The sequence below is a fragment of the Microbacterium sp. ZW T2_14 genome (assembly GCF_044987405.1).
GTDB lineage: Bacteria > Actinomycetota > Actinomycetes > Actinomycetales > Microbacteriaceae > Microbacterium.
In genome coordinates, this window is sequence record NZ_JBJDRK010000002.1 from 60,335 (window position 1) to 73,159 (window position 12,825).

A 12,825-nucleotide genomic window follows, 5' to 3' on the forward strand; every position below is an offset into this window, starting at 1 on the left:
GTTCGGCGGATGGTTCGAGTCAACGCTTCTTCGCCGGAGTTAGCGTGGCCCTACCTACAGGTGCCCCGACAGGGACCCCCGACGCGCTCCCATGTCGGCGTAGTTTCGATGGCATGGACACGTCGGACGCGATCAGCGAGTTCCTCACCACGCGGCGCGCGAAGCTCACGCCGTCGCAGGTGGGGCTACCGGACTTCGGCGGTCGCCGCCGGGTTCCGGGGCTGCGCCGGGAGGAAGTCGCGCTGGTGGCGGGAATGAGCGCGGAGTACTACAAGCGCCTCGAACGCGGCAACGCGACGGGCGTCTCCGAGGCAGTCATCGACGGTGTCAGCCGCGCCCTGCAACTAGACGAAGCCGAACACGCCCATCTGTACGACCTGATCCGCACAGCCAACACCGGCGCTCACCCGCAGCAACGACCACGGAACCCCCGCAAGACACAGCTCACGCCCGGCATGAGACAGACCATCGACGCCATGTCGACGGTGCCGGTCTACCTACAGAACGGCCGTCTTGACGCGGTGGCCACCAACCGCCTCGGGGCAGCTCTCTTCTCCGAGATGCTCGACAACGCCCGGCCGCCAGCGAATGCCGCCCGATTCATCTTCCTCGAGCCTCGCGCCCAGACCTTCTATCGGGAATGGGAAGCGCAGACCCGCCAGATCGTGGCTGTCCTTCGCACCGAAGCCGGCCGCTCGCCGTACGACCGTCAGCTGACCGACCTTGTCGGCGAACTCTCCACCCGCAGCGATCTGTTCCGAAAGCTGTGGGCAGCCCACGACGTCCGCGAACACCGCACCGGCCTGAAACTCGTGCACCATCCCGTCGTCGGCGACCTCAATCTCACCTTTCAAGCGATGGATCTCGCGTCCGACCGCGGACTGCAGATGATCGTCTTCTCGGCCGAACCCGGATCTGCCACCCACGAACGTCTCCAACTACTCGGCAACGTGGCCGAAACGAGCCACACGGAAGGCGACCAGGTAGCTATCGAGGGCTGATTCGCCGCGAATCGCTGAACCGAGCGGCGGCGACGCCTAGTCGCGGATCACCGCCGCTCCCGTGTCCGGTGGGCGCAATTCGCGTTCGCAGAGGGACCGGCTCGCGCGCGCGGTAGCGTTCTCGGATGCAGGTCACACGACTCCGCGTATATCCCGTCAAGTCGTTCGCCGGCGTTGACGTCAGTACTGCGCGAGTGTTGCCGTGGGGGCTCGCGGACGATCGTCGCTGGGCGGTGGTCGATTCCGACGGCCGACCCGTTACGGCGCGGGAGGCGAACGTGCTGCTCTCGCTCACCGCTGCAGTGCGGCCCGATGGCGGTTTGCTGGTGGCCGATCGTCACAGCGGCGATGCACCGCTGCGGGTCGATGTCCCGACCGGCGCGGCGCCGGTCAGCGTGGGCCACTCGCGTCAGGGCACCGCGTTGCCGGCCGGCTCAGACGTCGATGCCTGGCTGAGTCTCCGTCTCGATCGTTCGGTGCGGCTGGTTTGGCAACCAGACCCCCGCGCTCGACCCGTCAACCCCCTGCACGGCGGGCGTCCGGATGACCGAGTGTCGCTCGCAGACGTCGCGCCGTTGTTGTTGACCAGCGAGTCCTCATTGACCCAGCTGGATGCGTGGACCGGTGATGATGAGCCGCCGCTGGACATGGTGCGGTTCCGCCCAAACGTGGTTATCGATGGCGACCCCAGCGAGCCCTTCGCCGAGGACGCCTGGCCATTTGTGCAACTCGGCAAGGTGCGTTTTCGGGTGATCGGAGTATGTGACCGATGTGTGATGACGACAATCGATCCGCAGTCGCTGGTGCGGGGCAAAGAGCCGATTCGCACCCTTGCGAACTATCGCAAGTGGGACGGGAAGACCTGGTTCGGCGTCTGGCTTGTTCCCGATCTCGCGGCCTCACCGACGCAGGCGCTGATCACGGTCGGTGACTCGGTGGTCGCAGCCTGAGACTTGCGCAACGCTGGTGTGATGGACGCGCGTCGGTGCGCCGACCACTCGTGACTCGAACGAAAGGACACTTGAGGATCGGCAACCAGATCCATTGAAGGTGTCAACCCATGGCGGAGACGATCACGAACGCGTGCAGTTGAGGCATCTGCATCGACAAACCCGAACTACGACTGGAACGAGGTCTGGCTCATGAGGAGCGAAGAGGATCCCGCCCCGGTCGAGTGGCTGAAACGAGGCCAAGAGTCATTCCAACAGTTGAAGGTGGAGCTGGCAGGCCCTACCGAAGTGCGGCCGGAGTTTCTCCCATAGCCGGTTCGCCCACCTCCCAGCGGACTGTGAATCTTGACAATCGGGGGCGGCGTTCCTTGGACGCTAAATGGCGGCGGGTGCGATGACGAATGTCACGGCTTCGCGCTCAACGAACTGGCCACCATGCGTGAGCCTTCGCGGAATTTTGCGCTGCCGGTAGCGTAGCCCAATGGCAGATACCGGTCGGATGGGTGTGCTCACTCCCCAACAGGATGATTTCCCCCGCTGGTATCAGGACGTATTGGAGAAGGCCGAGCTGGCCGAGAACGGTCCAGTGCGCGGCACGATGGTGATCCGACCGTATGCCTACGGGCTGTGGGAGCGGATGCAGGCTGAGGTCGACCGGCGCATCAAGGAGACCGGCGCTGAGAACCTCTATCTGCCCCTGTTGATTCCACAGTCCTACCTGGAACGGGAGGCCGAGCATGTCGAGGGGTTTAGCCCGGAGCTCGCCGTCGTCACCCACGCGGGAGGTAAGGAGTTGACCGAGCCGGTCGTCGTTCGGCCGACGAGTGAAACCCTGTTTGGTGAGCTGATGGCCAAGTGGATCCAGTCGCATCGGGATCTGCCCATGCTGCTAAACCAATGGGCGAACGTAGTGCGATGGGAGATGCGGCCCCGCCTGTTCCTGCGAACCTCAGAGTTCCTGTGGCAGGAGGGTCACACCGCCCACGCCAGCCGCGAGGACGCGAACGCCTACGCGCTGCGTATCCACCTTGACGTGTATCGCGATTTCTTACAGAACGTCCTCGCGATCCCCGTGCTCGTCGGCGTGAAGTCCCGACGCGAACGGTTCGCGGGAGCGATCAACACGATGACCTGCGAGGCCATGATGGGCGATGGCAAGGCACTCCAGATGGCCACCAGCCACGAGCTGGGACAGAACTTCGCGAAAGCGTTCGACATCACCTTCACCGACAGCTCAGAGCAGGTCGAGACCTGCTGGACGACGTCGTGGGGCTCCAGCACGCGCATGGTTGGCGGGCTGATCATGGCGCACGGCGATGATCGAGGAATCCGCATTCCACCCCGTGTGGCCCCTGTGCAGGTCGTCGTGGTCGCAGTGAAGGACGACGAGCGAACCATGGCCACTTCCTCTGCGCTCGTCCGCGAGCTGACCACGGCTGGTGTGCGTGCACGGCTCGACCACCGGACCACTCAGAGCTTCGGACGGCGTGCCACGGAGTGGGAGCTGAAGGGTGTCCCGGTGCGTCTGGAGGTCGGCCCCCGCGATCTCGAGTCGGGCCACGCGACGATCGTGCGACGCGACAGCGGCACCAAGGAAGCAGTCGCGCTCGACACGATCAGCACGACCGTTGTCACTCTCCTGGAGAGCATGCACGCCGAGATGATCGACGCAGCCCACCAGCGACTCACGGACCGCACCGCAGACGCCAGGTCCGTATCTGAGGCTCTCCAGGCGGCCAAGTCGGGTTTTGCGCGAATCCCATGGGAGCAACTCGGCGAGGAAGGCGAGGACGCCCTTAACCGCGAGGCTGTGAGTGTCCGCTGCCTGCAAACCCGGGAAGGAACAGTGCCGAGTAGCGGGGACCTCGACTCCGAACTCATGGCGATAGTCGGCCGGAGTTATTGACTACTCATCGCGTGAGCGGGTGATTCGGATACTTCGCGCGCATGTAGTCGCGAACGACCTTCCCCGACCTCGCCTCATCCTCGTACCCGCGCTCGCGGGCCAGCTCGGCGGGTTCAAAGGTAGCCATGACCGAAGCGCAGATGAACTGCCGTCTCGGCTGTGCGTTGCGTGGCCGGTCTATGACGTCCCGCGATAGCGTCGATGGGTGCCAGTTTCCGACTACGTCAGCGGGATCCGCTCCCGAATCGGGGCCGAGTTTCTGCTCCTACCCGCTGTCACTGCCGTCATATAGCGCGCCGACCGGTTCCTGCTCGCACGGCAACGAGACTCAAGGCGTTGAAGCCTGATCGGCGGCGGGGTCGAACCTGGCGAACAGCCAGGGAATGCCGTTCGACGGGAGGTGCGCGAAGAACTCGGCGTCCACGCTGCCACTCACGGGATGGTCGGCGCCTACGGTGGCGAGGCGCTCGAGGCCGTGTACCCAAACGGTGACCGCGTCGGCTACGTGACGGTCGCCTGCCGATGCTCGCTGTCCACCGCCAATCTCGTGCTCGAAGATCTGGAGCTTCTTGAGACGCGATGGGTGACGGCCGGAGAAGTCCAGGCGCTCGATCGCCACGAGTGGATCGACCAGGTCATCGCGGACGCGGCTCGGTAGAGGACCGCGCGTGCCGCGTGTCAGAGCCCGGGAGTGTCGAGCGGGGGAGTATCCGAGCCCTGGTAGGCGTCTCCGATGTGGGTGCGGACCTCGTCGACGGTCATCTCTCGAAGATTCCCTTGCAACTGGGCGATCTGCTCAGGCGAGGCGGGTCCAGTCCCTCCGACCTCGTCGACCTTGTACTCGTCGGCGGCGTTGACGGCTATGAACAGGCCATCCTCGACGTACGCGATTCCGGTTCCGTCGGCGCGGGCCCACCCGGTGTCGGTGCGGATGCACCAGATGGGATTCCCGTCGGCGCCGATGTCGTCACTGTCGCCCTGTCTGCCGAGGAAGCTGCATGCGCCCGTGATCTGGGACTCGACAGCCTGGCCTTGAACGAGCGCGAACGCGACCGCGCCGTCATCAGTGACCAGCCAGGTTGCACCCGACAACTGCACGCGGGCATTGCTCCACCCAGGCAGGTCGGTGACGACCGCGAATGTCCCCTGCTCGAGGTAGTAGTCGCGCTCCTCCTGCTCCTGCTCGGCAAGTGCGGCCGCCCCTTCTTCAGCGGCCCTCTCCGCCGACGTGGGAAGTGTGGCCACCAGGACGATCGCCGCGACGGCCGCCGCCGCACCCGCCAGGCGAAGCGGCAGCGGGCCGAGGGACAGCCCGAGCGTCAGCGCACAGAGCACGCAGATGACGATGTGTACCCAGCCGCTGGGATCCAACAGCACGGGGACAAGCCGGCCGGTGACGAACGCGAACGCCCCGATGCTGGCCAACAGGAGGCTGACCATGAACGCCGCGAGAGGTCGGGCTCTCCCTGTGAGTCCCTTGGCGATCGCCATGACCGCGAACGCCAGCAACACGATGACGATGGGGATGCCGAGAAGATACGCCGGCATGAACATGCCAACAACCGTGACCTGCGACACCACGAGCTCAGCGAGAAGCATCGCGAAGGCGGTCACCCCGATGACCGCAAGTGACCGGCCTGCGGACGGTGCGCGCACGGGCGGGGGCGGTTCGGCGAGCGCTATCCGTTCAGTCACCGATGTAGTCAAGCACGAGGCGACGAAGGATTGAGGATGTGCAGGTGCGCGATCTCTGCCTCGGCGCGCGATGAAGGACCCGCGACCGAGCGGAGGGTTGAAGCCCCGCGATCGGACGGCACTGAGTGCTCGGCGGAAGTCGTCGTTTGAGGTCATCATCCGGCGAACTGTTGCCCTTCGGGTGCGGCTGAGTTGGAACCTATCCACGCAGCGGTCCCGAGGGCCGGAACTGATCGAGATTCTTCCTGAGAACTCCGACGACCAGCGGACCTCTGGAAGCCATGTCGGTCGCGAGGGAGACGTCGGATCGCTTCGCCAGAGTGGGCGGGCGAAGGGGGCTCCTCGCAGACCCGGCCCGTTATCACTCATCGGCGATGGGGTTGCCGCCTAGATACCCAGTCCGCTCAGGGCGTGGTTCCAGGAACGCCGTCGTTGTCGGTGCTACGCGTCTTCATTGAGCCTCTGAAACATCAGGTGGTCCCGCCACGAGCCGTTGATGCGGAGGTAGTCGGGTGCGACGCCGAAGAGGCGGAATCCGTTCCTCGCGAGCACCCGCTGCGAAGCGACGTTCTCCGGCAGGATCTCCGCTTGGACACGGTGGAGCTTCAGGGTCGAGAATGCGTAGTCCACCGCCTGCGCGACCGCCTGCGTCGCGTGCCCTCTGTCCGCGCGATCGTCTCGCACCCAGTAACCGATCGCGCAGGACAGCAGCGCGCCGCGTGTGATACCGCTCAGCGTGACTCGCCCCAACAGCTCGTCCTCGTCCGACCAGATGAGGAACGGGACGCTCGATTCTCGCTGGTAGGCGTCGATGGCCGTCGCCGCGTACTGCGTCTGCTTGTCGATCGAGTAGTAGTGAGCGGGTCGAGCGGGTTCCCAGGGGCGCAGATGCTCGGCCTGCGCCCGGACCAGATCGGTCAACTGGGGAACATCCTCCAGTGTGAGCACCTTGAGCTGAACCGCCATGCTCCACCCCTCGATGCCGTGACAGGAGGCCCAGTGTATTGGAACACATCGCGTCGGCGCGTTCGTGCTACCGCGGCTGTGCCGCGGCCCGCTGAGGCACCGGCTACGGGGCTGGCCATTCTGTCGGAATCTGCTCGTCCGGCGTCAGCTCGACGAGCCCTTGGACCGGGCTTATGGTCCTCCAGTCGAGATCGTCGCCCACGAGGAAGAGCGCTGCTGCGCCGTGCCTGGTGGCGGTCTCGAGCGGATCCCCCTCGTCGAGGTACGGCTCCGTGTTGGAACCGCACGCGGACGGCGGCGATAGAACCTCGATGCGGTTGGGTCCGTCGCCTTTGAGCCAATCGGCAACCTCGACAGACCAGATGTTTGCGCTTGCACCGTTGAAATCTGTTGTCGAGACCTTCTCGACAACGCGCCCGACGACAACGGCATCCGCGCTGTCGGCCGCGTCGTCGGGCGTCTCGTACCCCGCCCAGCCGGGACAGCCCTGCACCGAGACACACCCCGCTAGGGCCGACGCTAGACAGACCACCGCAGCAGTAGCCGCAAGCATCCGCGTTGGTCGCATGCGCCTATGGTGAAGCAACGCCGGTTCAAACGGGGGCTTCGTTACGTAGTCGATGCGAGAGCGCCGGCAGAAGGTCGGGATGCCGACGCATGCGCGGCGAAGGACCGTCTAGGGTCGCAAGCCAATCACGCAAGCTGGCTTATGCGAGCCGCGGCCGATCGGGAGCGAGATAGCGTCGGAGCTGTGGAGAACGAGTGGATAGCGAGGGCCGTCTTGTTCGTCGTGATGGTTGGCGCGGGTATCCTCCTCATCTGGATGGCGAATGCGGCAGCGTCTGGGCGGCTGAAGCGGAATCAGCTCGCGGGCATTCGGAATCCCAGCACGATGGCGAGTGAAGAAGCCTGGCTGGCGGCACATGTTCGAGCGCGGGGAGCGACGGTCTGCGCCGGAGTCATCAGCATCCTGGGCGGGGCGTTCGCTCTCGTTCCCGTTCCGATGCCCGTGGTGACTATCGGGGTGCTTCTTGCCGCGGTTGCCGCGCTCGGATTCGTCCTGTATGGGGCTCAAGTCGGGGGCACGGCTGCGAAGGCCATTTCCGAGTCCTGACCGCATTCGACCCGTCCCATGAAGGACCGGGCTGCGTGCGCGACTCGGCAGAACGCCGCGGACTCGCCGGCGTCCACGGTGCGGTGCGGATACCGCTCCCCGAAAGGAGCCCCGCGCTCCCCGCTGTCGGCGAGGACGCGGCCGAGACCACCACCACTCACGACCATGCTGCCAGCGTCGACGGTGCTAGTAGTAAGTGGTTAGTACCTGTATCGTGTGAGCATGGCGACCGACCGGAAGACCGCGGACACGCGTCGGGCTCGCGCCGTGGACGCTGGCTTGCGCGCGTTTGCCGACCACGGCATGACGACCGCGGCTGTTCAGGATGTCGCGAAGCAGATAGGGGTTTCGCAGCCCTACGTATTCCGGCTGTTCGGGTCGAAGCGGGCGTTCTTTCTGGCGTGTCTCGATGAACTGGAAGCCCGGGTGGTGGCCGCGTTCTCGTCTTATGACGGCCACGCCGGAGATCTGCTTGAGGAGATGGGAGCTACCTTCCGCTCGCTGGTATCCGACGGCACAGCGGGCGGGTTCTGGCTGCAGGCCTGCGTAGCCGCTCAGTCGGACTCGGAGATTGCGGCGCGGTGTCGGGAGCTGATCTCCGACGTGCTGCGACTTACGTCGAAGGTCGCGGACGTTGACGCCGACCGACTCGCCGCGTTCCTCGGACGCGGGGCGCTTGTGACGATGCTGCAGGCTCTCGGCGTCGATCTCGCCGAGGGCAGCGCGGCCGCCGTGCGGCAGCTCAGCGTGTCGGGTACGACACCGTGAATCCCGTGGAGTATGTCGTCGTCGCGGCGCAAGCCCTCTGGGTGCGTCGGCGCGTCGAGGTGCTGCCCGGGGCGACCGGTCCGATGACAGGAACCGTCGGGGCTGACGACGGGAAGGCAGTTCGAGTGCTCGTCGTGGGAGAGTCGACCGCTGCGGGATGCGGAGCCGCCACGCACGACGAGGCGTTCGCCGGTGCGTTCGCTCGCGCCTTGGCCGACCGTGGGGGTGAGACGGTGCACTGGCAGGTGCGTGGCCATCATGGTGCGACGATCCGGCGCGTCCGGCATCGGATGCTGGACGACGAGGCGTTCGATGTCGCCGTGCTGTTGATCGGTGTGAACGATGTGCTGAATCGCACTCGGCCTGTCGACTGGGGCCTGGATCTGGCCGCGGTACTCGACCACCTGACGGTGCGCGTGCAGCTCGTAGTGGTCGCGGGCATTCCTCCGTTCGCGCAATTCCCGTCGCTACCAGGTGCGCTAGGTCGGTATCTCGGAAGTCGCGGTCAGGCGCTCGATGAGATCGCCGAGGCGGAGTGCGCAACCCACTCCAATGTGGTGTGGATCAGCTCGACCGGACTCCTGACGTCGAACGTCGAGATTTTCGCCCGCGACGGCTTCCACCCGTCTCCGGTCGGGTACAAGCAGTGGGCACGTGCGGTAGCCGAGCGGATCGACCGGTGATGGCCCCCGAACCGTCGACGACCGAATTGGGTGAAGACGACGCTCGGCTCACAACCTGTGACGCAGATTTCCGTGATGGAAGGAATGCTCGACCGCCTGAGAGGACTCGACTGTAGTGGGAGCGGGACGGGACCGGGCATACGCCCGCCTGGTTCCTTCGCGGCGGTCCGGGGTCGGGGTTGACACCCTTCACCGTTCGTATTTCGATCCCTCGCCAAGCACAGTCGTGACTTTCGATCAACGCGGATGCGGCCGAAGCACGCCGTCGGTTATTGATGACCAGGATTCGCTGAGGTGCAACACGACCTCCCCATTGAGGATCGCCGGATTTCCAACCAACCCGCACGAAATGGGTGCCACTCACAGCCAGATCCCCTCGCGACCGCCACAACCTCCCACGGCTGGTCCGCGACTGCCGGCAGCAACTCAGTGATGCCCACGGCGACCGTCGGGAGAATGTGCACGCGGGCCGACCGGCTTTCGGCTGGCTGCAGCTGGTGCAATGGTGGCCGCATGGAAACCATCGAGTGGTGGGCGAGGCTGGACTCCGACGCCCGAGCGTGGCTCATTGCCCACAACGGCGAAGCGGTGTCACCGGAAGTGCTGAGCAAGATTGTGGCGGCAGGCGGCGCGGTGACGTCGAGCGCGTGGTGGGTCGGCGAGTCAGGACCGGACGGTTTCTTTCTCGCGGATGAAGCGGTCGACTGGATCGAGACCGCAGCGAATGACGATTCCGACTAATCGCGCGCGCTGATGGACCGGCATTCGGTCAGCTCAGGGCGAGTGGCGATCCCGCGTGGGCGCCGGTGCGCTAGTGAGGGGTCGTCGTAGGTCAGACGATGTGGCAATGAATGAGATCAAGGTTGGCTACGCCAGAGTGTCGACGATCGAGCAGGACCTGTCTGCTCAACTCGAGGCGCTGGTGCGGCTGGGAGTGGATGAAGCCCGCATCTTCGTCGATCACGGGATGACGGGCACCAACCGGGCGCGGCCCGGTCTGCGAGAGGCGCTCGCAGCGGTCAGATCCGGAGACACGCTCGTCGTGACGAAGTTGGATCGTCTCGCACGTTCCCTGCGGGATGCGCGCGATATCGCGGACGAGCTCACGCTCAAAGGTGTCGTACTCAGCCTGGGTGGCAGCACGTATGACCCGACGGATCCGATCGGCCGTTTGCTGTTCAATGTGCTCGGCATGGTCGCGGAGTTCGAGACGGACCTGATCCGGATGCGGACCCGCGAGGGTATGGCCATCGCTCGGGCAAAGGGCAGGCTGAAGGGGAAGCAGCCGAAGCTGACGCGCACGCAGCGAGCACATCTGTATGAACTGCTCGATGGTCGCGCGTACTCACAGACCGAGATCGCGGAACTATTCGGTGTGTCTCGGGCGACCATCTACCGAGAAGTGAAGCGACGCGTCGCCACCGCTGACCGGTGACGAGCCGACCGAGCTCCCGCGCTCTATCGTGGGAGCTCTCATCTGATGGCTCTCCTTGAGGACCCGGAACTCACACTCGGGCAGCCGGCGTCACGACCGCGGGCACAACGGCCTAGCGACGCACGCTAGTCGACCGTCTCCCGATCAACGGATCGGCCGATCGATCCTTGTCGGGATCGGTAGCCAGGTCGACTGCCCCGCACCAGCGGGCGCGGTAGTGGCGTCCGGAGTCCTGTTGGTGGCCTGTCAGGATTGGCGCAGAACCGCGAGGCGTTCGACGCACACCAACGCGGTCGTGAATGGAGTCGTGATGGCCGAGCAGTCCTCGGCATGGAAGCGGTTCTGGGACCACGGCGGATTCTGGCGGACGCTGCTGCTCGCTGCCGTTTACCTCGGCGTCTATGAACTGATCGGGTTTCTGCTCGGGCTAGTTGATGAAGACGTCCGTGGTGACGAAGGCAGCGCGTCATACGTGTTCTTCGCCACCGCGCTGCCCATCATCATCACCAGCGTCCTGCTCATCGCCTTCGCCGCATCCGTGGGATGGCTGAAAGAACTGTTCGCACGGCAGACGCAGCCCGGCCGTCGATGGATGTGGATCGCCCTCATCGTCGTGCTGGCCATCAACGTCGCTGCGCTGCTCAGCATCGACTACGCCGACGCCGGACTGGTCCTTGTCTTCACGTGGCTGCTGACTGGACTGTTCGTCGGATTCGTTGAAGAGCTCGTGACCCGCGGCTTCGTGGTCAACATGATGCGCAAAGCCGGTCGTGGTGAGATCGCCGTAGCGCTCGCATCCGCCGGGATCTTCGCCGCGCTGCACTTCACCAACCTCTTCACGTCCACACAGGGGCTCGGCATCACCGTGCTGCAGATCGTCTACACCTTCGCGTTCGGCATCTGCATGTACCTGATTCTGCGTGTCACCCGGACCCTCATCGCGCCGATGCTCGTGCATGCCAGCACCGACCCGACGCTCTTCCTGCACGGTGAATATCCGGCGAACAACCTCTTCGGTCTCCTGCCGGCGCTGAGCACGTGCCTCGTGATCGCCACGGGCTTCATCTTGCTCATCGTGCTCATCGTCAGCGAACGACGCCGAGCCCGACACGAGGTCCTCCCGGCATCCCTGGCGGTGTCGTAACGAAGCTGCGGACGATCGGGCCCCTCCTTAGTGGAACTCGTCAAGGCGAAGGCTGTAACTTCGACGGACCCGTGGGGGGCGACCCTTCTATGGGTTGGTGTCAACGTGGGCAGTTGTTGAGCGTCCTGCTTCGCGAGTCCGAGGGTGTGTCAGGGTGGAAGCACTGCTGCCGGCGAGCGAGGGAGATGTTGTGGCTGAAATCGTGACGCGGGAGAACTTTGCTGAGGCGGAGACCGCACACTACATCCGCGAACAGTTGAAGAAGGCTCCGGTGAACGAGTACTTCCACAACCGGGTGCCGGTGAACGTCGAGAATCAGGTCATCATCCGCTCGAACGTCGATCTGATCTACTCCTACGCGGTGGTGGACGTCACCGAGGAGGCAACCTTCACGTTGGCGCCGTCCGCGGAGTATCAGATCGCGCAGATCATCGACGAGAACCACTACATCGTGGGCGTCGCGTACCCCGGAGAGTCGGTCACAGTCACCCGCGCCGATCTTTCGATGGGCAACCACGTGTACGTGCTCGGCCGGACAGCGACGACCGGTGGCGTGGACCGCGCGCACGAGCTACAGGACCTTCGCACGATCGTCGCGGCGACCGCGAATCCCTACACCGGCAGGGAGTTCGACGAGGAGTCCCGGCTCGCGGTGGGTGCCGAGTTGGAGAGCCACGCCGCCGAAGCCGACTTCAGCAGAGGATTCGGAACACCTCAGTCCACCGACCCGTATCAGCATCTCCTGGCCGCGCGGCTGGGTTGGGGCGGTCTCTCACCCGAGCATGCCCAGTACTTCCAGGTGATGACGACGAGCACAGGCAACGATGTCTGGACGTTCGACGTGCCGCCACTGGACTACGACCACAACGGCTACTTCTCCGTCATCAAGTACGACGAGATGGGCTGGCTCGACGTCGAGAAGCCGGCCCTGGCGGATACCGACATCACCCGCAACAATGACGGCACGATCAGCATCTGGTTCGGCGACGAGCGGGCCGCCGGCAAGCCCAACGTCATCGAAACCACTGAGGGGCAGAAGTTCTACTACGGCATCCGCCTGTATCGGCCCGTCAGTGCAGAGGCAGGCGTCGAGTTCATCGACGAGCTCCGAGACAAGCCCATCCAGCCGGCCTGAACGGCGCCTCCCTCCGACAGCGGGAGTG

General features: G+C 64.9%; 14 protein-coding genes. 11 read left to right on the forward strand and 3 right to left on the reverse strand.

The features are described from left to right. The first annotated feature begins 113 nt into the window (after positions 1-113). The 4 genes from ACI3KY_RS01230 to ACI3KY_RS01245 all read left to right on the forward strand — a co-directional run bounded on the left by ACI3KY_RS01230 (position 114) and on the right by ACI3KY_RS01245 (position 4,515). Positions 114-1,001 carry a helix-turn-helix transcriptional regulator gene (locus ACI3KY_RS01230; RefSeq protein WP_404928382.1) on the forward strand — a complete coding sequence of 296 codons (888 nt, stop codon included), beginning with the start codon at positions 114-116 and terminating at the stop codon, positions 999-1,001. 125 nt (positions 1,002-1,126) lie between these two features. Then, positions 1,127-1,951 carry an MOSC domain-containing protein gene (locus ACI3KY_RS01235; protein ID WP_404928383.1) on the forward strand — a complete coding sequence of 275 codons (825 nt, stop codon included), beginning with the start codon at positions 1,127-1,129 and terminating at the stop codon, positions 1,949-1,951. A 481-nt stretch (positions 1,952-2,432) separates the two neighbouring features. Next, a complete protein-coding gene (proS, locus tag ACI3KY_RS01240; protein ID WP_404928384.1) occupies positions 2,433-3,857 on the forward strand; it encodes a proline--tRNA ligase in 1,425 nt (474 codons plus the stop codon). 400 nt (positions 3,858-4,257) lie between these two features. After that, positions 4,258-4,515: a hypothetical protein gene (locus tag ACI3KY_RS01245; RefSeq protein ID WP_404928385.1), complete on the forward strand. Its 258-nt coding sequence runs from the start codon at positions 4,258-4,260 to the stop codon at positions 4,513-4,515. Between the two features lie 20 nt (positions 4,516-4,535). Here ACI3KY_RS01245 and ACI3KY_RS01250 read toward each other — a convergent pair whose 3' ends face one another. The 3 genes from ACI3KY_RS01250 to ACI3KY_RS01260 all read right to left on the reverse strand — a co-directional run bounded on the left by ACI3KY_RS01250 (position 4,536) and on the right by ACI3KY_RS01260 (position 7,086). After that, positions 4,536-5,552 carry a hypothetical protein gene (locus ACI3KY_RS01250; RefSeq protein ID WP_404928386.1) on the reverse strand — a complete coding sequence of 339 codons (1,017 nt, stop codon included), beginning with the start codon at positions 5,550-5,552 and terminating at the stop codon, positions 4,536-4,538. 441 nt (positions 5,553-5,993) lie between these two features. Next, the gene (locus ACI3KY_RS01255; protein WP_404928387.1) at positions 5,994-6,518 is read right to left on the reverse strand and encodes a GNAT family N-acetyltransferase; all 525 of its coding nucleotides are present in this window, start codon (positions 6,516-6,518) and stop codon (positions 5,994-5,996) included. 103 nt (positions 6,519-6,621) lie between these two features. Next, complete coding sequence (locus ACI3KY_RS01260) at positions 6,622-7,086, reverse strand: hypothetical protein (protein WP_404928388.1); 465 nt, start codon at positions 7,084-7,086, stop codon at positions 6,622-6,624. A gap of 183 nt (positions 7,087-7,269) precedes the next feature. On the opposite strand from ACI3KY_RS01260, the gene ACI3KY_RS01265 reads away from it, so the two are divergent. The 7 genes from ACI3KY_RS01265 (at position 7,270) to ACI3KY_RS01295 (ending at position 12,797) form a co-directional block, all read left to right on the forward strand. Next, positions 7,270-7,632 carry an SdpI family protein gene (locus ACI3KY_RS01265; RefSeq protein ID WP_404928389.1) on the forward strand — a complete coding sequence of 121 codons (363 nt, stop codon included), beginning with the start codon at positions 7,270-7,272 and terminating at the stop codon, positions 7,630-7,632. Positions 7,633-7,854: 222 nt separating this feature from the next. Next, entirely contained in the window at positions 7,855-8,400 is a 546-nt protein-coding gene (locus ACI3KY_RS01270) for a TetR/AcrR family transcriptional regulator (protein ID WP_404928390.1), read from the forward strand. An 83-nt stretch (positions 8,401-8,483) separates the two neighbouring features. Further along, entirely contained in the window at positions 8,484-9,083 is a 600-nt protein-coding gene (locus ACI3KY_RS01275) for an SGNH/GDSL hydrolase family protein (RefSeq protein ID WP_404928461.1), read from the forward strand. 513 nt (positions 9,084-9,596) lie between these two features. Next, a complete protein-coding gene (locus tag ACI3KY_RS01280; protein ID WP_404928391.1) occupies positions 9,597-9,824 on the forward strand; it encodes a hypothetical protein in 228 nt (75 codons plus the stop codon). A 106-nt stretch (positions 9,825-9,930) separates the two neighbouring features. After that, entirely contained in the window at positions 9,931-10,518 is a 588-nt protein-coding gene (locus ACI3KY_RS01285; protein ID WP_404928392.1) for a recombinase family protein, read from the forward strand. 310 nt (positions 10,519-10,828) lie between these two features. Beyond that, positions 10,829-11,662: a CPBP family intramembrane glutamic endopeptidase gene (locus tag ACI3KY_RS01290; protein ID WP_404928393.1), complete on the forward strand. Its 834-nt coding sequence runs from the start codon at positions 10,829-10,831 to the stop codon at positions 11,660-11,662. A gap of 154 nt (positions 11,663-11,816) precedes the next feature. Continuing rightward, positions 11,817-12,797, forward strand: coding sequence for a hypothetical protein (locus ACI3KY_RS01295; protein ID WP_404928394.1), 981 nt, complete (start codon positions 11,817-11,819; stop codon positions 12,795-12,797). Positions 12,798-12,825: the final 28 nt, after the last annotated feature.